Consider the following 23,870-nt stretch of genomic DNA (forward strand, 5'->3'; position numbering starts at 1 on the left):
GTCTATTTAAGCACAGAGCCGTCACCAGGTAAGCCAGCAACAATACAAACCCTGACGGATTTTCGAATTCAGCGCTATTTTCTGCGCAGTCTGAGTGCGTTAGCAACGACAAACACGCTCGACATGGCCATCGCCCCCGCTGCCAGCATGGGTGACAACAGCAGCCCGGTAACCGGGTACAACACGCCGGCGGCGACCGGAATCAGGCTGATGTTGTAAGCAAACGCCCAGAAAAGGTTCTGTTTGATATTGTTCAATGTGGCCTGGCTGATGCCCAGTGCATTGACGACACCGTTCAGGTCGTCCCCCATCAGCACTACATCGGCCGCCTCGATGGCGATATCGGTACCGGTACCGACGGCAATACCAACATCTGCCGCAGCCAGCGCTGGCGCATCATTGATGCCATCACCCACGAAACTGAGCGTGCCGTGCTGCCGACGAAGGTTTTCCAGGGCGTCTACCTTGCCTTCTGGCAGCACTTCCGCTGCGACCTCATCAATACCGAGCTGATGCGCGATGGCCTCGGCTGTGCCCCGGTTGTCTCCGGTAATCATGGCGACTTTAAGGCCCAGTTCATGCAAACCCTTGATCGCGGCTCGCGCAGACTCCTTGATGGTGTCGGCAACAGCCAGAGTAGCAGCGGGTTCACCGTTGATGGCGGCGTAAAGCGGCGTAGCGCCTTCATTCGCCAGCAGCGCGCCCTGCTTCGCCATTTCAGTCAGCTCCGGGTGCTTTTCCGCCAGAAACCGATCGGCACCCACTTCGACCCTGACGCCGTTGACGAGAGCAGACATACCCATACCCGGCGTTGCCTGAAACTCATCAGCAGGCAATAGCGCGATGCCCTGTTCCCGCGCTGCGCTGACGATGGCACGCGCAATGGGATGCTCCGAGTGCTGCTCGGCGGAGGCGATCAATTGCAATACTTCCTCATGCTGGCGACTGCCGCGCAGAATCAACTCGATCAGTTGCGGCTTGCCTTTGGTCAGCGTGCCAGTCTTGTCGAAGGCCACTACCCGGGTGTCTCGCAGCAGCTGCAGGGCCTGGCCTTTACGCAGCAAGACTCCCAGGTCCGCCGCCCGGCCAATGCCAACCATGACCGACGTGGGTGTCGCCAGCCCCATGGCGCAGGGACAGGCTATGATCAGAACAGCGACCGCATTGATCAAAGCCATGGTGAATGCAGGCTCTGGTCCGACCAGCAGCCAGACCAGAAATGTCAGAGCAGCAATGCCCATGACAATTGGCACAAACACGGCCGTTACCCGGTCGACCAGTTGCTGGATCGGCAGTTTGGTATTTTGCGCTTCTTCGACCATCTGCACGATGCGGGCCAGCACCGTGTCACCACCGACACGAGTGGCGCGAAACGACAATCTGCCATTCTGGTTAACGGTACCACCAGTGAGCTCATCGCCTTCACGCTTGGCGACAGGCATCGCTTCGCCGGTCAGCATCGATTCATCGACATAGGAGTCTCCCGCCAGCACGATGCCATCAACGGCTATCCGTTCGCCCGGGAATACGTGGATGATGTCATCAAGCCTGATGTCTGACAGCGCAACTTCTTCTATGGCACCTTCTCGCTCTACCTTGGCAGATTTGACCTGCAGGTCCATCAGTTTGCGAATGGCGTCACCTGTTTTACCTTTGGCGCGTGCCTCCAGCAGTCGACCCAGCAGAATCAGTGTGACAATCACTGCAGCGGCTTCGAAATAGACATGACGTGTCTGCTCTGGAATGAAACTGCCAAACAGCGTGACAAAAACGGAAAAACTCCAGGCGGCCAGAGAACCGAGTGCTACCAGCGAGTTCATGTCGGGCGCACGGCGCAGCAGAGCCGGAAGACCTGCTTTCAGGAAGCGTCGTCCCGGTACAAACAATACAACGGAAGTAAGCACCAACTGCAGCCACCAGCTAGCAGTCTGGCCCAGTGTCTGCATCACCCAGTGATGGAAGGCAGGCACGATATGCCCGCCCATTTCCAACACCACCACCGGCAGCGTCAACACGGCTGCCAGAATGACATCGCGTTTGAGCTCAGCTAATTCGCGATCGCGGTGCTGTTCCTCCTGCTGGTAGGAGCTTTCCCGTATTGGCCGCGCCTGGTAGCCGGCATCGGTGACAGCGTGCGTGACGGGCTCGATGCTGGCGCCACTTGTCAGAGTGACCTCCGCACGCCCGGTCGCCAGGTTGACCGAAGCCGATTCCACGCCAGGTGCTTTTGCCAGGGCCTGTTCCACGCGACGCACACAGGAGGCGCAGCTCATGCCTTCAATGGCCAGTTGTAGTCGCTCACTCATTTCCAGTTTCTCCAGAGTCGGAAAGCTCATCAATAATGACACAATCAGGCGAATCATCTCCTGCGCACCGCGCAACAAGATCTTCAAGCATGGCCTGCATTTTTTTCAGTACCAGCATCTGCTGGTCCAGCTCCTGCAGATGCTTTTGTGCCAGTTGCTTCACTTCGCGGCTGGCGCGGCGCGGGTTGTCACGCAGTTGCAGCAGGTCGCGAATCTGTGCAATTGAGAAACCCAGGCTGCGAGCGTGTCGGATAAACCCGAGCTGGTCCAGCTGGGCCGGCGAGTACTGCCGATAACCAGCCTCGGTTCGCGCAGCGGGCTGAATCAGACCCACGTCCTCGTAATGCCGTATCATCTTGCTGCTCAGTCCGCTGTGCTGCGCAGCCTCACTGATTCGCATCATGTTGATCAGTGCTCCCTGTCGTTTGCGTATGGTATTAGTTTGAACCTTCCCATAGTGGTAAGGTCAAGCACAGGATGTAAATAGCGGTTAAACTTCGTGACTGATCTGCTGGATTGAGCCTGATACAGGAGCTAAACGGATGAAATTGATACTTAAACCCTTGCTGGCGATGGCGGCGATTGTGCTGCTGACTGCCTGCCAGTCAGCGTATTACGGGGCGATGGAACGATTGGGTGTAGCCAAACGGGACATCATTGTAGACCGTGTTGAGGAGGCACAGGACGCCCAGCAGGAGGGGCAGGAGCAATTTCAGAATGCGCTGGAGCAGTTTCGCAGTGTGGTCAATTTTGATGGTGGTGACCTGCAACAGGTTTATGACCGCCTGGACGCTGAGTTTCAGCGCAGCGAGCAGGCTGCCGACCGTATTCGTGATCGAATCGAGGCAGTAGAGGATGTAGCCGATGCATTGTTTGACGAATGGGAAGATGAACTTGATCTTTATACTAATCAGCAATTGCGCCGCGACAGCGAACAGCAACTTCGTGCAACGCGCGATCGCTACGATCAACTGGCGCGCGCGATGCAGCGCTCAGAAGCAACGCTGGACCCCGTGCTCGACAGCCTGCGCGACAACGTGCTGTATCTGAAGCACAACCTGAACGCCCGGGCGATTGCGTCGATACGCGGCGAGCTCGATACAATAGATGCAGATGTGGACGAATTGATGGCAGCGATGGAAGCCGCCATCGCCGAGTCAGATCGATTTATCGCGCAGATGCGCAGTTGAGCTGTCCTGATAGCTTCAGCAGACCCAGCCTAGCAGGGGCAGCGGCTTACCTTGCCCCCAGAACCGCTGCCATAACGGGCGTCGACGCGGTTTCGGTACCAGGCGGTGTAGTCGAGCGCGGGCATCTCCGGGTGATGCAACTTCATGTGCTCCAGGTATGCCTCGTAATCACCAACGCCAATCATCAGACGCAGCGTCTGGGCTGTCAATGACAGCCCTCGACGCAGTGTTGACGGGCGAAGAAAGTCGCCAGCAGTCATCATGCATACTCCTGAGCTGGAACCAGTTTGGCCGCATCAGGGTTGTTCAGAGACTGGCGTATGGTTTTGATGGCAAAGAACACCATCGCAACCACAATCACCATAAAAAACGCGGTCATGAATGCATTGATCCGATCGTTGAACAGCACCGCCTGCATCTGAACCATGGTTGTAGCTGGCGCCAGAATTTCACCGCGGGCAATGGCAGCGGAAAATACATCAGCATGTGACAGGAAACCAATGGCGGGAATCTCGCTGAACAGTTTCTGCCAGCCGGCGATCAGTGTAATCAGCAGGACCCAGGCCGCAGGCACAGCCGGCACCAGCGCCAGCCTGCCACGACCCATGCGCACCAGAGCCACGGTGGCCAGAATCAGTGCGATGCCTGCCAGCATCTGGTTAGAGATACCAAACAGCGCCCACAGGGTATTGATGCCGCCAAACGGATCAGACACACCCTGGTACAGGAAGTATCCCCAGCCGGACACGACCAGGCTGGTAGCGATCAGGTTGGCAAACAGATTGTTGGTATCTTTCATGGCGGGCACTGCAGTGCCCAGCAGATCCTGCATCAGGAAACGGCATACACGCGTACCGGCGTCCAGTGTGGTCAGGATGAACAGGGCTTCAAACAGAATGGCGAAGTGGTACCAGAACGCCATCATCGCGCCGCCGCCCATTGCCTGAGACAGAATATGGGCCATGCCGACGGCGAAGGTTGGTGCACCCCCGGTTCGAGACAGAATGCTGCCTTCGCCCATGTCATTGGCCAGCTGGCTTAATGCTTCTGGTGTCACTACAAAACCCCAGGAACTGATGGCAGCTGCGGCGCTTTCAACAGTCGTACCGATGACCGCAGGTCCGCTGTTCAGCGCGAAATAGACTCCCGGGTCAAGAACGCAGGCTGCTATCAGCGCCATGATGGCCACGAAGGATTCTACCAGCATGGCGCCGTATCCGATCGGGCGTACATGCCCTTCGTTATCAATCATCTTTGGCGTGGTACCTGAAGACACCAGAGCGTGGAAACCGGACACTGCACCACAGGCGATCGTAATAAACAGGAATGGGAACAGCGAGCCTGAGAACACCGGACCTGTGCCATCGATAAACGGCGTAACAGCCGGCATTAGCAGCGGTGGGTTGACCACCAGGATACCGATAGCCAGGCCAATGATGGTACCGATTTTCAGGAAAGTGGACAGATAGTCGCGCGGAGCAAGCAGCAGCCAGACTGGCAACACTGAAGCAATAAATCCATAACCCATCAACCACAGTGTCAGCGTTTTGCCGTCCAGGTTAAACACCTGACCCCAGTAAGGGTGAGCGGCAACGGTCTGCCCGTAAAGCAGTGCAAACATCAGCATTGCAAAACCGATAACCGAGATTTCTCCCACTTTGCCGGGCCGGATGTAACGCAGATAAACACCCATGAACAGTGCGATCGGAATGGTAGCCGCCAGCGTGAACACACCCCACGGGCTGCCGATCAGGGCCTTTACGACCACCATGCCGAGCACGGCGAGCAGGATGATCAGAATCGCCATGATGCCAACCAGCGCGATGATGCCCGCCACCGAGCCCATCTCGCGACGGATCATTTCTCCCAGTGACGCGCCGTTTCTTCGCGTCGACAGGAACAGAATGATCATGTCCTGCACGGCACCCGCCAGCACCACACCTGCCAGTATCCACAGCGTGCCCGGCAGGTAACCCATCTGCGCCGCCAGGACCGGGCCAACCAGTGGGCCGGCGCCGGCAATCGCGGCGAAGTGATGCCCAAACAGCACCCACTTGTGAGTCGGCACATAGTCCAGGCCATCGCTCATGGTGTGAGCAGGTGTCGGCCGCGTTGGATCGACCAGCAATACTCGATTGGCGATGAACCTGCTGTAATAGCGATAGGCAATCAGGTAAACCGAAATCGAGGCACAGACCAGCCACAGAGCACTGATTGTTTCTCCCCGGTGCAGAGCAAGCACTGCCAGACAGATACTGCCGAACACGGCTATGAACGCCCACATTATTTTCTGCTTCATGATTCAAGACCCCAGGGTCAATTGAAGGTTGAGAGGAAGGAAGTTATGGTTGAGAAAGCGTTGAGAGGAGTGATATTGATTGTCCAAATCCGCGAAGGACCCGCAGCTAGATTTGGCGAAGGCTAACAGTAAAATCAGGAAAAGATAGATGGGTCAAAGAATATTTTTTTGCGAGAGAAAACTGGTATGAGGTTTGCCGGCAGGCAAACGAGTTGAGTAGGAGAAATCGCTGGGATGCGCAATAGCTCTGCAGAAATATTTTTTAAATCAACAGGAAGATTCGGATTTATGCAGCTAATATCAGGCTGTACATCCGAACAACAATAACAAAGATCAAAATATGATGACGGATTATCAGGACGTAGACCCCGCCTACAAAACGCTGCTGCGACTTATCATCCTGATGGACACCGCATTGCTTCTGGTGCTCTGCGCATTGCTGACACGACTGGTACCGATTGTGCCGCTCTGGGCGGGTACTACCATAGCCGGGCTGATAATCCTGCTGGCAGGTACTTACGCGACCTTCTGGGTCAACAAGCGCTATCGTCTGACAGGTTTTCAGGTTCAGCCACAGGCGGTGTATTTTCGCACTGGTGCACTGTGGCGCACGCAGACGGTAGTCACACTGAACCGCATTCAGCATGTAGAAATCACTCAGGGTCCGCTCGAGCGGCTATTGAAACTGGCCAGGCTGGTAATCTATACCGCAGGCGGGCGTGGATCTGATCTGACAATCCCGGGGCTCCCGGTGGCGAGTGCAGAAACCATTCGTGATGGCCTGCTGCAACGAATCGATGAGCAGCCGCGATACGATGAACAGGGAGAGGCGGAGGCGGTCAGTGACGAACACTTATGAACGCGTTTCCCTGTGGGCACTGATCTACTTCATCGGGCGAACTCTGATTTTGTTTCTGCGTCAGGCAGTCAATCTGATTCCGCTGGCTGTGGTGATAGTGACTGGAGGTGACCAGTTGCGTCTGGTCATCCTGTGGCTGCTCGCTACGGGCTTACCAACACTCATCGTGGTGCACGCCGTTGCGTCCTGGTGGTGCTTCCGCTATCGGGCAGATGCACACACGCTGCATGTGCGTGAAGGCATTCTCAAGCGGACTCAGCTGACTCTGGACTACGATCGCATTCAACTGGCGGATATCCGCCAGCCCTGGTATTTCAGACCTTTCGGTCAGTCGATACTCGGAGTCGAAAGCGCGGGATCCGATGGCAAGGAAGTTGAGCTCGCAGGACTTTCATATGACCGGGCTGAGTCATTGCGTCAGGCCATGATGCAGCACAAGGAAAATGCTCAGGGTCTGGCGGCAATTGATTCGCCGGCCGATGACTTCCGAGTCGATATTGATAGCTCAGTCGCAGGCTTCAGATTGACCTTGCCTTTGTCAGAGCTTGTCCGTTATGGCTTGATGCATAATCCAGTGCTGTTGGCTCTTCCCGTTGTGGCTTATCCGCTAAGCCAGCTAGATTTTATTGATGACTGGGTGATCCCGCGAGTGGAGGGTCTGGTAACGCTGATCGAGAGGGGAGGTGGGGTCCTGCAGACGACTCTCTTGTGGGGGGGCGGCGTGCTTGCCGTGCTGGCGTTGTTGGTGGTGGCTTCCGTTTTGCTGTCAATCGTGCGCTACTACGGGTTCACACTAACGGTTACAGGACAGCGCTACCAGACACGGGCGGGCTTGCTCAGTATCGTCACTCGCAGCTTTCAGTATGTGCGGCTGCAGCGGCTGGTCTGGAGTCAGGGCATAATAGCTCGCGCCATGGGGCGCCGGTCGCTTCGCATAGATCAGACAGGCAGGCCGGATACCATGCAGCAGGCCAAGAAGTTTTTTGTTCCTATCCTCAATGCCGAACGTGAAGCAGGTATTAAACAGCAACTAAGACTGACAGACGCAAACTGGCAATCTGTTCACCCAGCCAGCATGATACTGCCATGGCTAATGACGACATCCGCGCTTACTTTACTGGTGGCGCTGTTAACTTCATGGAGTCTGGAGTGGGTGCTGGGATCGCTGTTACTGATCTGCCCTGGTGTAGCTTTGCTTGTATGGGCGAGCTGGCGCCTACGTGCAGTTTATGTCGATGATAACTGGATCGCGCTGCGACGTGGGATGATCGGCCAGCAGCAAAGCTGGATTCCGGCGTACAAAATGCAGACCTTGCGAATTCGACAGGGACCCTGGTTAAGACTGTGGGGAACATCAGCACTGCAAGTGCTTAGCGCAGGTGGTCGCGAGACAATAGCCTGGTTGCCCGTTGCACAGATTGAGGCCCTGCAGTCGCGGCTTACAAAGTGCACGGCGGTCTACCAGGGCCGCTGGATGTGAACATTTATTTGATCAGGAGATCACGCTGTGTACCAGATACATCTTACGCAGCGAATCCACGGTCAACACAAACGGATAGCTGTCGGGCTGACCCATACTGCGGGCCAGCACGTTGAGGACGCTGCTCAGTCGCACCCACTGATTAACCTTTTGCATAAAGCCGTCAGAGAGTTCGGAGTCAGCCATGTGAAATGGAAGCTCTGCAAGATCCTGCTGTGTGAAGGGATCGGTCTGAATGCTCAGTGCATCCGCAGCAATACCAAATTGCTCAGCCGCGCTTAGCGTGTCAGTCATGTGCAGATAATGCGCCCAGGTTTCTGCCCAGTCTTCCCAGGGGTGCGAGGCCGCATAGCTGCTGATGTAATGGCTTTGCCAGTCAGCCGGGGGACCAACATTGTAGTGATTCTGGAGCGAGGCCGTGTAATCCTGACGCTCATCACCAAACAGGCTTCTGTAAACGGGTAACCAATTGGTGTCGCGAATCAGGAGATCCCAGTAGTAATGCCCGGACTCGTGGCGGAAATGTCCCAGCAGTGTGCGGTAAGGCTCCTGCATCTGTTGACGAATCTGCTCACGAAAGGCAGGGTCGGCCTCGGCGATATCGATGGTTATGACGCCAGCTTTGTGACCAGTGACAGGAGCATCCTCTCCTGGCTGCCAGCGCAACAACTCAAAGCCCAGGCCCTTTTGCGGATCCATTTGCCGTGTTTTTACCGGCAGCCCCAACATCAGCAGCTGCGCAATCAGCCGCCGTTTGGCAAGCTCACACAGACGCCAGTAGTCGGGATTTCCAGACTGAGAAAGATCAGGAATGGTGATGTTGGTCGCGCAGGCAAGACACAGGTCGGCAGGCGAATCCTGGTCCAGCGAACCTGTGACAAGCCAGTTGCATTGTGCGGCAGAGTCAACATTGGCGCAGCGTCGATAGCTGGCAATAACGGCTTTGTCGCTGTCGCAGTCTGTCTGCAATACCCAGCGACCTGCCTGCTCGGCAGGCACCAGGCTTTGCAGTTGACCTTGCTCTGGGTGAAAGCCAAGCGCCGAGCCACAACGCAGGCAAACGCTGTTGTCAAAGAATACGACCTGGCCACATTGGCACAACTGCCGGTGACTGTATGAACTGAACAGGATCATCTATGAGGCCTGAGTCTGCACATTATCCTGTACGCGCGCGAAATAGGTCTTTGCCAGCGCGTCGTGAAGCTCACTGAAGTCCAGTTGAATATCGTCGACGAAGGCATGCAGGCGCTCCGGCTCACTGGCCAGCAGCGGGATATCCGCCCTGGAAAGATGCTCGCGGCAGGTCTCCACTTCGTTTAGTACAATCTCATGACGTGGTAGCGTCAATAGTGCATTCGCGAATCGTTCCAGACAGGTCCCGACAGCGCGCGGAAAGCTCCGATTCTGCAACAGGAAGCTCAATACATCCGGGCCCCGGATACGCAGTCGAACATGCTGGCGATACATTTGATAACCGCTGAGTGATTTGAGCACACTCATCCATTGAATATTTTCAAAAGGGGTCAGTTCTCCCGGGCTGCGCGGCAGCAGATTACCTGACCTCACATCGATAATTCGGGTGATCATGTCTGCACGCTCGAGCTGACGTCCCAGCATTAGAAACGTGCGCGCCTGCGTGTAGCTGAGCGTGCCCTCAATCAATCCATTGACAGTCTGGCAGCTGCGAATCACGCGTCTCAAAAATGCGTCGCGCTTGCGTGGTGTGATACCCGATTCAACCTGGTCGCGCACCGCAATAAACAGCTGGTTGACCTCTTCCCATATCTCTCTGGGGATAACGTCACGTGTGGTGCGAAGATTCTCACGTGCCGCTGCCAGTGAGCGGATGATGGAACCGTCATAGCGCTTATCCCCACATATGAAAGTCAGCACACTGACTTCATCACGATTGGGATAGAGCTCGTCAAACAGTTCGGCGTTGCCCGTGATCGCAATAATCTCTGACCAGCCGAGTTGTGTGGCGCGGGGCAGGTCCAGCAACAGGTTACTATTGACACTGAGCAGGCGTGCGGTGTCTTCGGTTCGTTCGATGTAACGTGCCAGCCAGTATATATTTTCAGCAACGCGAGAGAGCATGGTCAGCGGCCCTCCACATCGACAATCCAGGTGTCCTTACTGCCGCCACCCTGGGAAGAGTTGACGACCAGCGAGCCTTTGACCAGTGCCACTCGCGTCAAACCGCCGGTGGTCACGTAAGTGGATTGCCCCGATAGAATGAATGGACGCAGATCAACATGGCGCGGCTCCATCACGTTACCGATCAGAGTTGGAGACGTTGATAGTGCGAGAGTCGGCTGCGCCATGTAATTGCGAGGGTCCGCCTTGATCAGCTCGGCGAACTTCTTGCGTTCTTTTTTATTCACGTGCGGGCCGATCATCATGCCATAGCCACCCGACTCATTGGCGGGTTTAACGACCAGCTTGTCCAGATTGTCGAGTACGTATTTGCGGTCGTCCTCAAACATGCACAGATAGCTGGGTACGTTCGGGATCAGTGGTTCCTGGTCGAGATAATATTTGATGATCTTCGGCACAAAGGCATACACCACCTTGTCGTCTGCTACGCCAGCACCCGGCGCATTGGCCAGCGCCACATTACCTTTACGCCATGCGCGCATCAGGCCTCGGGCACCCAGCGCCGATTCGGGGTTAAACACCTCGGGGTCAAGGAACATGTCGTCAACGCGCCGATAAATGACATCGACTCTCTCAAGGCCGTCCACCATGCGCATGTACACGCAGTCATCATCACCGACCACGAGGTCGGATCCTTCAACCAGCTGCACACCCATTTGCTGTGCCAGGTAGGCATGCTCATAGTAGGCGCTGTTATAGATGCCTGGTGTCAGGATGACTATTGAGGGGTCATCACCAGGGCGCGGGCTCATAGATGCCAGCATTTCGTATAGCTGGGATGTGTAATCGTCGACTGGCTGAATGAAACCGGTAGCAAAAAGCTCTGGCATCACCCGCTTGGTGACATTACGGTTTTCCAGCATGTAAGAGACGCCCGAGGGTACACGCAAGTTGTCCTCGAGCACGTAAAGTGTACCGTCTTTGTCACGCACAAGGTCTGAGCCACAGATATGTGCCCAGATGTTGTGTGGGGTATTGATGCCGACGCACTGGGGGCGGAAGTTTACTGATTGTTTCAGCAATTCGGCGGGGAAGACACCGTCTTTGATGATTTTCTGGTCGTGGTACAGGTCATTGATGAACATGTTGAGCGCCTGTACACGCTGTTTCAGGCCGGCCTCGGTTTTTTGCCATTCCTGCAGCGGTATGATGCGCGGCACAATGTCAAAAGGCCATGCCCGGTCTATCATGCTGCCTTCGGTATACACGGTGAACGTGATGCCCATCAGTTGAATGGCCAGTTCAGCAGCAGCCTTGTGCTCGCCCAGTTCCTTCGCGTCAAGCCGTGCCAGATATTCGCATAGCATATGTGCTTCGGGACGGGGCTTGCCGGGTGCGGCAATCAGCTCGTCATAGAATCCATCAAAACTATAGGTATCCCAGTCTACATTGCTCATTCAGATCTTTTTGTCCAAAACGTGGATAGCGGTTTTCCTGCAATAATTGTGCAATCACTGTACCAGTTCATCACGTTGTATCATGCGGCTGGTTGATCGGCAACTGCGGCATGGTGCGGTTTAATCAAAACAGCTCACATTGCATTAACGGTTGAGTGTTTGTCATTTGCAATTGGCATCGCCCTTGCTATGCTCGATAGACCGTTCTATGAGCCGGACTTCCTGTCATGACGATTCGCGTAGCCCTGAAACACTCCACCCGCTATAACTTTGACAGACCCGTTCAGGTGCATCCGCATCATATTCGCCTGAAACCAGCACCCCACTGCCGCACACCCATCGAGGCCTACAGCCTCAAGATCACCGGTGGTCAGTACTTTATCAACTGGCAGCAGGACCCATTCGGCAACCATGTGGCGCGGCTCGTGTTCCCCGACAAGATGACCCAGCTTCACGTTGACGTGGAAGTCATTGCGCCGATGACGGTCATCAACCCCTTCGATTTTTTTGTGGAGGAGTACGCCGAACATTTTCCATTCAGCTATCCAGAAGCGCTTAAAAAGGATCTGGCGCCGTACCTGGAAACAGGTCGGGCAGGATCAGACGGGCAGGACGGACCCTTGCTGGAGGCCTGGCTGGAGCGGGCCAGAACAGAATTGCTGGGCACAAAAGACCTCTTGATCGCCAGTGCACTGGTGGCACTGAATCAGCAGCTCAGCAATGATATTGAATACCTTATCCGTATGGAGCCGGGCGTTCAGACGCCTGAGGAGACCTTGCAGAAGGCCAAAGGCTCATGTCGCGATTCGGCCTGGTTACTGGTCCATATTCTGCGCCGACTGGGGCTCGCAGCGCGGTTTGTGTCCGGATATCTGATACAACTGAAGGCGGACGTCAAAGCCCTGGATGGGCCATCGGGAACAGACGTTGATTTCACCGACCTGCATGCCTGGACTGAGGTATACATACCCGGTGCTGGCTGGATCGGTCTGGATCCGACCTCCGGACTGTTTGCTGGTGAGGGACACCTGCCACTTGCAGCCACACCTGAGCCATCTACCGCAGCTGCAATCACCGGCTCAACAGGAAAGTGTGAGGTTGAGTTTGACTTCGCCATGAGCGTGACCCGCATTCACGAGGACCCCCGGGTTACCAAGCCATACACAGACGCGCAGTGGGAAAAAATTGATGCGCTGGGCGAGCAGGTGGATACGCAACTGGAAACACTTGATGTGCGATTGACCATGGGAGGTGAGCCCACTTTTGTGTCAATCGATGATATGGATGCACCAGAATGGACCATCGCCGCGCAGGGACCCACAAAGCGCCGGTTCGCCGAGAATCTGCTGCACCGCCTGCGACCACACTACGCATCCAACTCCCTGCTGCATTATCAGCAGGGCAAGTGGTATCCCGGCGAACCGCTGCCGCGTTGGGCGCTTGCCTGTTACTGGCGAAAAGACGGCAAGGCAATCTGGAAAGATGATCGCTGGCTGGCCCGCATGGATCAGGACTATGGAGTTGGCGAGTCTCAATTACGTCAGTTTGCCAGTGTTCTGGTCAAGCGCCTTGCGCTCGACGAAAAGTACCTGATCCCGTGTTATGAGGATGCGTATCACTATCTATGGCTGGAGCGTCAACAGCCGGTTGATATTGATCTGCGCAGCGAAAAGCTGGGCAAGGATGAAGATCGCCTGCGACTCGCACGTTTGCTCGAGCGTGGTATGGACGCGTTGGTGGGTCTGGCACTTCCACTGACGGCAACTTCGGTGCAACAGAGTGAGTCAAAACAGCCGCGGCTGTGGTTGAGCGGCCGCTGGCATGTGCGTCGCGATCATCTGTATCTGATCCCTGGCGATTCGCCAATGGGTTTGCGATTGCCATTGAGTGCGTTGCCAGTCAAAAAGCGTGAAGAAGAGCAGGCGCCTTCCTGGTTTGGGGAGCTGCCACCGCTGGAGGACGAAAACGGCGAGGTCGCCCAGTGGTATAGCGAGTCGCCGCAAATACAGCCGGGGGTCACGCAAACTGGCCTGCATATTCATGGGCGGAGCCAGGAATGGCAGGAACAGATCCCGAATGAGAAAGCGGATGAAACCATCGGCACCGCATTGTGTCTGGAACCCAGAGACGGCAAATTATTCGTATTCATGCCGCCGCTGCCGCTGCTGGAAGACTATCTGGCTTTGCTGGCAGCTATTGAGAACACAGCGGCCGAGCTGAAGTTGCCAGTCTGCATAGAGGGATATCCACCACCTTCAGACCCCCGCCTGCAAAAATTCATGATCACGCCGGATCCCGGTGTCATCGAAGTCAACGTCGCGCCATCGAAGAGCTGGCGCGAACTGGTCACCAATACCCGTGTGCTGTATGAAGAGGCACGGCTGAGCAGGCTGGGAACGGAAAAGTTCATGCTTGATGGCCGGCACACCGGCACTGGCGGGGGTAACCATGTCACGCTGGGCGGGGCAACGCCGGCTGACTCCCCCTTCCTGCGACGGCCGGACCTGCTGGCCAGCATGCTGACATTCTGGCAGCACCATCCCAGTCTTTCCTACCTGTTCTCAGGAATGTTCCTTGGGCCGACCAGTCAGGCGCCGCGCGTCGATGAGGCGCGTCATGAAGCCCTCTATGAGCTGGAGATCGCGATGTCGCAAATGCCAGTTGGCGATGTTCCAGCCCCCTGGATTGTGGATCGCTTGTTGCGGAATTTGCTGACCGATATTACTGGCAACACCCATCGTGCCGAGTTCTGTATCGACAAGTTGTACTCACCGGACTCCGCTACCGGGCGCCTGGGCTTGCTGGAATTGCGCGGTTTTGAAATGCCACCGCATGCAGAGATGAGCCTGATGCAGCAATTGTTGATTCGGGCGCTGGTAGCCAGGTTTTACGCCTCACCCTATCGCAAGCCACTGGTGCGTTGGGGAACCGCGCTGCACGATAAATGGATGATGCCGTACTACATCTGGCAGGATCTGTGTGACGTGCTGGCAGATCTGCGCGATCATGGCTTCGAATTCCAGAGCGAATGGTTTGCGCCATTCCTGGAGTTTCGTTTTCCGCTGGCCGGCGAGGCGCAGTACGACAGCGTGCAAATTCAGCTGCGACAGGCAATAGAGCCCTGGCATGTGCTGGGAGAGGAAGCCAGCGGCGGCGGCACAGCGCGTTATGTCGATTCATCTGTCGAGAGGCTGGAAGTCAAATTGACAGGCTACAACCCGGCACGCCATGTCCTTACCTGCAATGGCTACAAGGTCCCGCTGCAGCCTACCGAGCAATCCGCGCAGGCGGTGGCGGCGGTACGTTTCAGAGCCTGGCAGCCACCATCGGCACTGCACCCGATGATCAAGGTGCACGCACCGCTGGTCTTTGATCTGGTGGATACCTGGAATGGGCGTTCTATAGGTGGCTGTACCTACCATGTGTCGCATCCGGCTGGCAGAAACTACGAGACATTCCCGGTCAACGCAAACGAGGCTGAGGCCAGGCGTATGGCGCGGTTCTGGGCCCATGGTCATACTCAGGGACAGATTGCTGAAATCAAGCGTGTGTCGGTGCGGGAGTACCCGCATACCCTGGACCTGAGGCGCAGCGCAGTCACTGATTCAGATCTGTAGTGCTCTGGCAACTGGCGGTCGCTCAAGAACTTTGCGAACCAGGCAGACTGGACACTAAGCATGTGTACTTGTCAGCCGATACACCGCATGACAAGATCTACCGGTTTTTAATCAGGAACAGGCCAACCCATGCAGTCCGCAAGCCCCGCTGACCCCGTCAAATCCCTGCTGGGCGACTACCCTGGTCATGGTGCTCATGACGAGTTGTACGAGCGTGGGCAGGTCAGGGCGCACTGGCAGCAGCTGCTGACTGAATTTGCAGCGCTGGGCGCAGAGCTTCTCACACAGCGCAGCGACGAAGCACAAAACCTGCTGCACGAGAATGGTGTCACCTTTAATCCTTACGAAGACGACCCCGGCCAGCAGCGCTCCTGGCGACTCGACTGCATGCCCTGGGTCATCAGTACGGCTGAATGGGACGCGCTGGAAAAAGGGCTGCAGCAACGCAGCAGGCTTCTGGCTCACCTGCTGGATGATCTGTACGGTGAACGCCATGTGATTGCTGAGGGTCTGTTGCCGCCGGAGCTGGTTTATACCCATCCCGGATTTCTGTTTTCTGCCGCTGACTCGCCCCCCATGGTTGAACGACCGCTGCTGATTTCCCACGGCTGCGATGTTGTTCGCGATCATGAAGGGCAATGGCTGGTGCTTGGCGACCTGACACAATCACCCTCCGGTGTGGGTTACGCACTGGAAAACCGGATCACACTGTCCCGCGCACTGCCGGGCCTTTACCGTGATGCACCACTGAAACGACTGGCCGGGTTTCTGCAGGCACAGCACCGATGCCTGGCGGCACTGGCGCCGGCGCACCGCGAGCAGGCCAATATCGTCCTGCTGACGCCGGGTCCAGGAAGTCCCGGTTATTTCGAACACGCCTGGCTGGCAAACTACATGAACGTGCCTCTGGTAGAGGGCGACGATCTGGTCGTGCGCGAAGGCCAGGTATGCGTGCGAACACTGGGTGGGCTGAACCAGGTTGATGTCATTCTGCGCCAGATCAATGACCCCTGGTGTGACCCGCTGGAGCTGCGACCGGATTCGCTGCTGGGTGTCCCAGGCCTGCTGCAGGCTGCGCGTGATGGTGAAGTCAGGATCGTCAACGCGCTGGGCGCCGGTGTGCTGGAGCATCCGGCCCTGGCGGCATTTCTGCCGGTACTCTGTGAACGTCTGCTGGGTGAAGCGCTGATGCTGCCATGTCGTGAAACACTGTGGTGTGGAGACAATGATGCGCTGCAGCGCATAAGACAGGCACCGGAAGAATGGATCCTGCGAGACATTACACAACCTGGCAAAGCCTTCAGGGTTGACCAGATGGGGCTTGAAGCTGCACGTCATCTTAGGATGGACCTGAATGCGCGCCCCCATCTGTTCTCTGCCCAGCGTCCCATAAAAACGGCCGTGACACCGGGCTTCAATCCCCGCACCGGTCAACTGGAGCGTCAGCAGGCCTCACTGCGACTGTTTTCACTGCTGGAACCGAATGACATTCCCAAGCCTGTTGCCGAGCAGCATTTCCGCATCATGCCTGGCGGTCTGGCCTGGGTGGGAGAACCCGGCTCAGCGATGATGAAAAGTGCAGTGGTCAAAGACATCTGGGTGCTGGCGCCGGTACCACAGCCGCACATCAGTATGCTCAGGCATGCCGGCGGTCCCATTCTGGTGACACGTGATGGCAAGGATCTGCCATGCCGGGTCGCAGAGAGTCTGTTCTGGCTGGGCCGCTACGGGGAACGCCTGGATGTGCGCGCCCGTCTGCTGCGTGAATCCCTGACCAAACTCCTGCAGGAAGACCCTCACAGCGAGGGCGCGACGCTGCTGCCTGACCTGATGACCGCATTGGATGTGGCACCTGATGCTGATGAACTTGAAGAAATGCTGAAGGAGCTTCCTGAGCATCCAAGATTTTCCAAGGCGCATACGCTGGCGCGGGACCGATTATTGAATTTGCTGGCAGACCAGGGGCCACAGGGTATGCCAGGAATTTTTGCCAGTTTTGTGCGCAACAGCCGTTCCGTGCGTGACCATCTTGGCGACGACCTCTGGCGCTCGGTCAGCAATATTCGCCAGCGCTGCAATGCCATGTCTCGCGCGCGCGGCGTAGTTGCTGGCCAGCGACTGCTGGAAGCCGTGGTATTGGATCTTGCTGCATTTTTTGGCCTTTGCAACGAAACCATGCCGCACCACTATGGCTGGCGCTTTCTGGACATTGGTCGCTTTATCGAACGCATTCTGGGCACGCTGGAATTACTGAAGCTGGCGCTGCTCACCGCCAGGCAGCCTGGCATCCCGCTATGGGAGGTGGTGCTGGCCACGACTGACAATTTCACGGTTTACCGACGTCGTTTCCGTTCACAACTGCATCCATCGGCAATCCTCGATCTGCTGCTGTTTGATGAGACCAACCCGCGTTCGGTGGGTTATATGTTGCGCCGCATTCAGCGGCAGGTGGCGCGTCTGCCGGGCCAATCGCAGTCGTCCTACCGTAACCTGGAGAACCGCCTGATCATCGAGGCGACCAGTACTCTGCATTTGATGGATATCGAGACCCTGGCTGATCTCGAAAACTCCGACTCGGCCCGAGAGGCCCTGACGGATCTGCTGGATCGGATTATTGCGCCGATGTCCGCGCTGTCGGATGCCATCTCGCACAGTCACTTCAGTCATGTTGAGGCGCCGCGCCAGCTGGTCACCATGCAGGTCAGCCCGGGTCTGGACGATGGCAAGACGCCAGCCAGGAGTGAGCGCCGATGAGATATCAGATTCGACACCTGACACGCTACGATTACAGTGGCCAGGCAACGCTCAGCCACAATGAAGCGCGGGTTCTGCCGCGCAATCTGCCCTGGCAGAAATGTCTGAACAGCGAGTGGCAGATCAGCCCGAAACCGGTCCGGCTGCGCGAGCGCAGCGATTTTTTTGGCAATCGGGTTGCCTATTTCTCGACCGAGAGCGTGCACGACAGCCTCGAAGTGGTGGTCGTAAGTGAGGTTGATGTCAGCGCGCGTCCTGCCCAGGACATATTCAGCACCATTACCTGGCCTGATGCGGTATCCGATGTCGCGCAAAGTCACCGTACCGGGAACAGAGAATGTATCGACGCCAGGCTGTACGTGCTGGAGTCGCCATTTGTCCGGCAGCAGCAGACACTTCAGCAGTACGCCGAAGAGTGTTTTGAAGACACTTCAGACCTGATTCAGGGCCTGCATATCCTGAATAAACGCATATTTGATGAATTCACTTATGATCCGGGGGTCACCACGACGGCAACCCCGGTGCATGAGGTTATGGCTGCCAAGCGCGGCGTCTGTCAGGATTTTGCGCATCTGATGATCGGATGCCTGCGCTCTCTTGGGCTGCCAGCGCGCTACGTGAGCGGTTACATGGAGACCCTGCCACCTCCCGGACAGGAGAAACTGCTGGGTGCTGATGCCACCCATGCCTGGATTGCGGCCTTCATTCCGGGTTGGGGCTGGCTGGAGCTGGATCCAACCAACGGCTGCCTGCCGGACGAGCGTTATATCGTGCTGGGCTGGGGCCGTGATTATGCTGACGTGACACCGCTCAAAGGTGTCATGACCGGCGGCGGGGAGCATGAGCTGTCAGTAGCTGTGGATGTCATTCCCAAAGAAGTCGAGCAGACCACAGCCGTGGCCCTGGATTTTGGCAAATAGCGGACGCGCTGTTTGCGACATAATATCCGGCACGCACAAATCAAGAGACAGGAGTCAGTGATGAAAAAAGTGGTACTGGTGACAGGAGCCTCCTCGGGCATTGGTGAAGCGACCGCGCGGAAGTTCGCCGAGCATGGCTTTGCCGTGATTCTGGCGGCCCGGAGCGAAGACAAATTGAAGGCGCTGGCGGACTCCCTGCAATCCGTCACTGATGTCCATGCGGCCCGTCTGGATGTTACCGATCCTGCATCCATTGATGCGTTTTTTCTGAGTCTGCCCAAGGCCTTTCAGCACATCGATGTGCTCGTTAACAATGCCGGTCTGGCGCTGGGTCTGGAGCCCGCACATGAGGCCCACATGGAAGACTGGGAAACCATGGTGCAGACCAACATCATGGGTCTGCTCAGGGTGACCCGGCGCGTGTTGCCAGGCATGGTGGAGCGCAATGTCGGGCACGTTATCAACATTGGCTCAACGGCCGGCAACTGGCCCTATCCTGGTGGCAATGCCTATGGGGCCAGTAAAGCCTTTGTGCAGCAGTTCTCGCGCGGCCTGCGCTCGGACCTGCGCGGCACGCGCATTCGTGTCACCAACATTGAGCCTGGGATGTGTGAGACCAATTTCTCCAACGTGCGCTTCAAATGGGATACTGACAAGGCCAGCAAAGTCTATGAAGGGACTCAGCCGCTCAGTGGCGAGGATATCGCCGACATCGTTTACTGGGTGAATTCAACCCCGGCCCATGTCAATGTAAACACGCTGGAAGTCATGCCGGTGAGCCAGACCTGGGCGCCGTTTCATATCCATCGCGAGTGAAATCACTCAATATTCTGGATCTGCTCGCGCATCTGCTCGATCAGCACCTTCAGCTCCACCGCATTCAGTGTGGTTTCGGCCACAATAGACTTGGATGACAGGGTGTTCGCCTCGCGGTTGAGCTCCTGCATCAGAAAGTCCAGGCGCCGGCCGATGGGCTCTTTGCGGCCCAGCACGCGCTCCACTTCAGCCAGGTGGGTATCCAGACGGTCGAGTTCCTCATCCACATCGGCCTTCTGGGCCAGCAGCACGGTTTCCTGCTCCAGACGTGCTGGATCGAGTTCTGTCTTGAAGGCGTCAAGACGGCTGCGGATGTTGTCCTGCTGACGCTGCAGAATCTCCGGCAGCCGGTCTCGCAATGAGCTGACTATCTCGGCGATGGCAGCCAGACGCTGGCGAATCAGCCTGGCCAGCTCATCGCCTTCACGCTGCCGCGCTTCGTTAAAATCGGCCAGGGTCTCCTGCAACAGCGCCAGCGCATCGCTGTGCATACTGTCGGCATCCAGTTCATGCTCCTGCATGACGCCCGGCCAGCGCAGGACGTCTGCGACGGTCAGAGGGCGCGCATCGCTGATGATGGCGCTGACCTGATCGCTCAGGGATTTTAGATGCTGAACGCGCTCGGTATTCAGGGCCTCCTGCACGGAGACATCCTCGCGCATCTGGTAGCGCAGTGCGCAATCGACCTTGCCGCGCGCGATCGCCTTGCGCAGGGCGTCCCGTACAGCGGGCTCAAGCGACTTGAACATCTCAGGTATGCGCAGGCCCGGCTCCAGGTAGCGATGATTGACGGAACGTATCTCCCAGCTCAGCGTGCCCCAGTCATACTCTTTTTGCTTCCTGGCGAAAGCCGTCATGCTGGCTACCATAGTGTCCCCTTTGTTCCTGTGCGTGTTGCTGCGGTGTGCGAGCAGATTTACATCTGTCGTAAACGATCAAGTGTAACCCAATCGCACAAAGATCGACGAGTGCAATGCCGGGGGGAATGCGGGATAATCACAGGCCGAACATTCATCAGTATTTTGAGGTTACATGTCTGACACTATCCAGAATTCCGTTATCCGTCCCAGTCAGCGCGCTGGCGACCAGCTTCGCGATATCCGCCTGACCCGCCGCTATACCAAACACGCCGAAGGCTCGGTACTGGTTGAGTTTGGTGACACCAAGGTTATCTGTACCGCTAGTGTGGAGGAGGGAGTGCCGCGATTTCTGAAGGGAAGTGGCCAGGGCTGGGTCACTGCGGAATACGGCATGCTGCCACGCTCCACCGGTTCACGAATGGATCGCGAGGCGGCACGAGGCAAGCAGAGTGGTCGCACACAGGAAATTCAGCGCCTTATTGGTCGCTCACTGCGAGCAGCTCTGGACATGTCACTGCTTGGCGAAAATACCATCAAACTGGATTGTGACGTGATTCAGGCCGATGGTGGCACACGTACGGCCTCCATCACGGGTGGCTGTGTGGCATTGCACGATGCGATCACTTTCATGCTTGAGAAAAAACTGATCAAGCAGAACCCGATCAAGCAGTTGATTGGCTCGGTTTCGGTTGGCATGTATCAGGGGATGCCAGTGCTGGATCTTGATTACGCTGAAGATTCAAACGCCGAGACCGATATGAATGTTGTAATGAACGATGCAGGACGCTTTATCGAAGTACAGGGGACCGCCGAAGACGGCGATTATGACTTTGAACAACTACAGCAGATGATCGGCCTGGCGCAAAAAGGAATTGCCGAATTGATTGTGAAGCAAAAGCAGGCGCTGGGGCTGGCATGAGCGACACACACGAGGAACAGGAGATGACTCTGAAACCGTATCAAATGCGTTTTCTGGAGTACGCGATAGAACATAACATCCTGAAGTTCGGAGAGTTCACGCTAAAGTCCGAGCGAGTGAGCCCTTACTTTTTTAACGCTGGTCTGTTTAATACCGGTGAGGCACTGGCTTTTATAGGAAGCTGCTACGCAAGCATGCTGGCCAGCTGTGGCCTTGATTATGATCTGTTGTTTGGGCCGGCCTACAAGGGCATTCCACTGGTGTCAGTGTCTGCAGCGGCCCTGGCATCCGAGCACGGCATCAACAAGCCCTACAGCTTTAACCGCAAAGAGGCGAAAGCTCACGGTGAAGGCGGCAACATCGTTGGATCACCGCTGCAGGGCAGGGTGATGATTGTTGACGACGTGATTACCGCAGGGACGGCGATTCGCGAAGTCATGAGCATGATCAAACAGGCAGATGCCAAACCGGCCGGCATTCTGGTTGCCCTCGACAGGCAGGAGCGCGGCCAGGGCGAACTGTCCGCCATTCAGGAAATCGAGAAGGAATATCATGTGCCGGTGCTGAGCCTGATCAACCTGAACCAGATCATGGATTTTCTACTTTATCAGGACGACGAGGAACTCAAGGCCTTTTTGCCGGCGATTCGCAATTATCGCCAGCGCTACGGTGTGTAACGCTGGCGCGGGCGGGTATTCTAGAAGTTGTATGGGCTGGGATTGGCAGTGGCCTCACTAAACGGCTGCAGCAGGTTCTGTTGCAGGTAGTGCCACTGCTCATCCCAGTGTTCAGTCGGCTTGCGGCTGAATTCGCTGCGGACAAACTGGACCAGGCGGCCTTCAGCGGCGGACAATAGCAGGTTCGCCAGAACCGCAGGTGAGACTGGTGGTTTGAGATTCTCGCGAATCTGCGCTTCCCGCAGTACCTGCTTGAGTTGTGCTTCCAGCCGGTCAAACAACTGGCTGATGCGTGCTCGGAGCCGGTCTGTTTCTCCAGTCAGTGCGTCGCCGACCAGCAGCCGGGTCATCCCCGGATTCTTTTCCGCAAACGTCACCAGCAGAGTCAGAATCTTCTCGCAGCGCTCGGCGGTAGTCAGTTCGTCCTGCAGGATGCGGCTGATGCGGGTGAACAGCGTATCTTCAATAAACTTGATAAGCCCCTCAAACATGCGCGCCTTGCTGGGAAAGTGCCGGTAAAGCGCGGCCTCGGAAACGCCCACCTCTCTCGCCAGTGCCGCTGTGGTAATGCGGGCGCCAGGGCCCGATTCCAGCATTTGCGCCAGAGACTGCAGAATCTGTTCCTTGCGGGATGTTTTTTTGGCAGCTCTGGAGCTGGCGTCTCTGGTCTGCGCAGCGGGTGTATTCATCAGGCAGATTCTCCTGTGGTGCGCGTGTTGCTGATCAATGTGCCGACGCCAGTGTGCGTAAATATTTCCAGCAGTACTGCGTGCTCAACCCGACCATCAATGATGTGCGCGCTACGCACGCCATGGTTCACTGCCTCCAGCGCACAGTTGATCTTTGGCAGCATGCCGCCGTAGATCGTGCCGTCGGAAATCAGCTCATCCACCTGGGCGGTTGTCAGCCCGGTGAGAACATTACCCTTTTTGTCCATGACGCCGGAAATATTGGTCAACAGCATCAGTTTCTCGGCGTTCAGCACCTTGGCAATTTCACCAGCTACTGTATCGGCGTTGATATTGTAGGTGGCGCCGCTGTCGTCAACACCAATGGGGGCGATCACCGGAATGAAATCACTGTGCTCCATCATGCGCAGCACCTCGGTATTGATGCGGGTGACCTTGCCCACCTGGCCCAGGTCCAGCAGTTTGTCGGCCTGGCCGTTGTCACCGGCTTTTTTCTTGAGCAGCTTTTCGGCGCGGATCAGGTTGCCATCCTTGCCGGTGATGCCGATGGCTTTGCCACCGTTCTTGTTCAGCAGAGCCACAATTTCCTGGTTTACAAGGCCGCCAAGCACCATCTCCACCACATCCATGGTCTGACTGTCGGTGACACGCTGGCCTTCGATAAATTCGGACTGAATGTTGAGCCGCTCCAGCAACGAGCCGATCTGCGGACCGCCACCATGAACCACCACTGGATTCATGCCAACCAGCTTCATCAGCACGATGTCGCGGGCAAAACTGTTTTTCAGGGTTTCGTCAGTCATTGCGTTGCCGCCGTACTTTACGACGATGGTGCTGCCAGTGAACTGTTGAATGTAGGGCAGTGATTCAGTCAGTACGTTGGCAATATTCTTGGCGGCTGCTAGGTCCAGGGGCATCAGAAATTCCACT

19 protein-coding genes are annotated in these 23,870 nt (G+C 56.5%); 9 read left to right on the plus strand and 10 right to left on the minus strand.

Annotated elements, in window-relative coordinates:
* Positions 1-74: 74 nt before the first annotated feature.
* The gene (locus tag LVD14_RS03440; protein WP_317622672.1) at positions 75-2,393 is read right to left on the minus strand and encodes a heavy metal translocating P-type ATPase; all 2,319 of its coding nucleotides are present in this window, start codon (positions 2,391-2,393) and stop codon (positions 75-77) included.
* Positions 2,299-2,709 carry a Cu(I)-responsive transcriptional regulator gene (gene cueR, locus LVD14_RS03445; protein WP_317622673.1) on the minus strand — a complete coding sequence of 137 codons (411 nt, stop codon included), beginning with the start codon at positions 2,707-2,709 and terminating at the stop codon, positions 2,299-2,301. The genes LVD14_RS03440 and cueR overlap by 95 nt, the downstream gene beginning before the upstream one ends.
* Positions 2,710-2,848: 139 nt before the next feature.
* Here cueR and LVD14_RS03450 point away from each other — a divergent pair, with 139 nt between their 5' ends.
* A complete protein-coding gene (locus LVD14_RS03450) occupies positions 2,849-3,496 on the plus strand; it encodes a DUF2959 domain-containing protein (RefSeq protein ID WP_237132631.1) in 648 nt (215 codons plus the stop codon).
* Between the two features lie 29 nt (positions 3,497-3,525).
* Here LVD14_RS03450 and LVD14_RS03455 read toward each other — a convergent pair whose 3' ends face one another.
* A complete protein-coding gene (locus tag LVD14_RS03455) occupies positions 3,526-3,759 on the minus strand; it encodes a YbdD/YjiX family protein (RefSeq protein WP_237132632.1) in 234 nt (77 codons plus the stop codon).
* Positions 3,756-5,795: a carbon starvation CstA family protein gene (locus tag LVD14_RS03460; RefSeq protein WP_237132633.1), complete on the minus strand. Its 2,040-nt coding sequence runs from the start codon at positions 5,793-5,795 to the stop codon at positions 3,756-3,758. The genes LVD14_RS03455 and LVD14_RS03460 overlap by 4 nt, the downstream gene beginning before the upstream one ends.
* Positions 5,796-6,135: 340 nt before the next feature.
* Here LVD14_RS03460 and LVD14_RS03465 point away from each other — a divergent pair, with 340 nt between their 5' ends.
* Both LVD14_RS03465 and LVD14_RS03470 read left to right on the plus strand, forming a co-directional pair.
* Complete coding sequence (locus LVD14_RS03465) at positions 6,136-6,654, plus strand: PH domain-containing protein (RefSeq protein ID WP_237132634.1); 519 nt, start codon at positions 6,136-6,138, stop codon at positions 6,652-6,654.
* Positions 6,638-8,134 (plus strand): PH domain-containing protein, encoded by a 1,497-nt coding sequence (locus LVD14_RS03470; protein ID WP_237132635.1) that lies wholly within the window; start codon positions 6,638-6,640, stop codon positions 8,132-8,134. Before LVD14_RS03465 ends, LVD14_RS03470 begins: the two co-directional genes overlap by 17 nt.
* 12 nt (positions 8,135-8,146) lie before the next feature.
* On the opposite strand, the gene LVD14_RS03475 is transcribed toward LVD14_RS03470, so the two are convergent.
* The 3 genes from LVD14_RS03475 to LVD14_RS03485 are packed head-to-tail and all read right to left on the minus strand — an operon-like array spanning position 8,147 to position 11,688.
* A complete protein-coding gene (locus LVD14_RS03475) occupies positions 8,147-9,268 on the minus strand; it encodes a putative zinc-binding metallopeptidase (RefSeq protein WP_237132636.1) in 1,122 nt (373 codons plus the stop codon).
* Positions 9,269-10,231: an alpha-E domain-containing protein gene (locus LVD14_RS03480; protein ID WP_237132637.1), complete on the minus strand. Its 963-nt coding sequence runs from the start codon at positions 10,229-10,231 to the stop codon at positions 9,269-9,271.
* Between the two features lie 2 nt (positions 10,232-10,233).
* Positions 10,234-11,688, minus strand: a complete 1,455-nt coding sequence (locus LVD14_RS03485) for a circularly permuted type 2 ATP-grasp protein (protein WP_237132638.1) — start codon at positions 11,686-11,688, stop codon at positions 10,234-10,236.
* A gap of 227 nt (positions 11,689-11,915) precedes the next feature.
* On the opposite strand from LVD14_RS03485, the gene LVD14_RS03490 reads away from it, so the two are divergent.
* The 4 genes from LVD14_RS03490 (at position 11,916) to LVD14_RS03505 (ending at position 19,795) form a co-directional block, all read left to right on the plus strand.
* On the plus strand, positions 11,916-15,305 hold the full coding sequence (locus LVD14_RS03490; protein WP_237132639.1) for a DUF2126 domain-containing protein: 3,390 nt from the start codon (positions 11,916-11,918) through the stop codon (positions 15,303-15,305).
* A gap of 129 nt (positions 15,306-15,434) precedes the next feature.
* Positions 15,435-18,059: a circularly permuted type 2 ATP-grasp protein gene (locus LVD14_RS03495; protein ID WP_237132640.1), complete on the plus strand. Its 2,625-nt coding sequence runs from the start codon at positions 15,435-15,437 to the stop codon at positions 18,057-18,059.
* On the plus strand, positions 18,056-18,979 hold the full coding sequence (locus tag LVD14_RS03500) for a transglutaminase family protein (RefSeq protein WP_237132641.1): 924 nt from the start codon (positions 18,056-18,058) through the stop codon (positions 18,977-18,979). Before LVD14_RS03495 ends, LVD14_RS03500 begins: the two co-directional genes overlap by 4 nt.
* A gap of 60 nt (positions 18,980-19,039) precedes the next feature.
* On the plus strand, positions 19,040-19,795 hold the full coding sequence (locus LVD14_RS03505; protein ID WP_237132642.1) for an SDR family oxidoreductase: 756 nt from the start codon (positions 19,040-19,042) through the stop codon (positions 19,793-19,795).
* A 2-nt stretch (positions 19,796-19,797) separates the two neighbouring features.
* Here LVD14_RS03505 and LVD14_RS03510 read toward each other — a convergent pair whose 3' ends face one another.
* Positions 19,798-20,664 carry a YicC/YloC family endoribonuclease gene (locus tag LVD14_RS03510; protein WP_237132643.1) on the minus strand — a complete coding sequence of 289 codons (867 nt, stop codon included), beginning with the start codon at positions 20,662-20,664 and terminating at the stop codon, positions 19,798-19,800.
* Between the two features lie 163 nt (positions 20,665-20,827).
* Between LVD14_RS03510 and rph the strand changes: the two genes are divergently transcribed.
* On the plus strand, positions 20,828-21,574 hold the full coding sequence (rph, locus tag LVD14_RS03515) for a ribonuclease PH (RefSeq protein WP_237132644.1): 747 nt from the start codon (positions 20,828-20,830) through the stop codon (positions 21,572-21,574).
* Between the two features lie 29 nt (positions 21,575-21,603).
* Positions 21,604-22,251, plus strand: a complete 648-nt coding sequence (pyrE, locus tag LVD14_RS03520; protein ID WP_317622695.1) for an orotate phosphoribosyltransferase — start codon at positions 21,604-21,606, stop codon at positions 22,249-22,251.
* Between the two features lie 20 nt (positions 22,252-22,271).
* Here pyrE and slmA read toward each other — a convergent pair whose 3' ends face one another.
* Both slmA and argB read right to left on the minus strand, forming a co-directional pair.
* Complete coding sequence (slmA, locus tag LVD14_RS03525; RefSeq protein WP_237132646.1) at positions 22,272-22,940, minus strand: nucleoid occlusion factor SlmA; 669 nt, start codon at positions 22,938-22,940, stop codon at positions 22,272-22,274.
* Positions 22,940-23,857, minus strand: coding sequence for an acetylglutamate kinase (argB, locus tag LVD14_RS03530; protein WP_237132647.1), 918 nt, complete (start codon positions 23,855-23,857; stop codon positions 22,940-22,942). The genes slmA and argB overlap by 1 nt, the downstream gene beginning before the upstream one ends.
* Between the last annotated feature and the right edge of the window lie 13 nt (positions 23,858-23,870).

Source organism: Pseudohongiella sp. O18, assembly GCF_021729085.1.
GTDB lineage: Bacteria > Pseudomonadota > Gammaproteobacteria > Pseudomonadales > Pseudohongiellaceae > Pseudohongiella.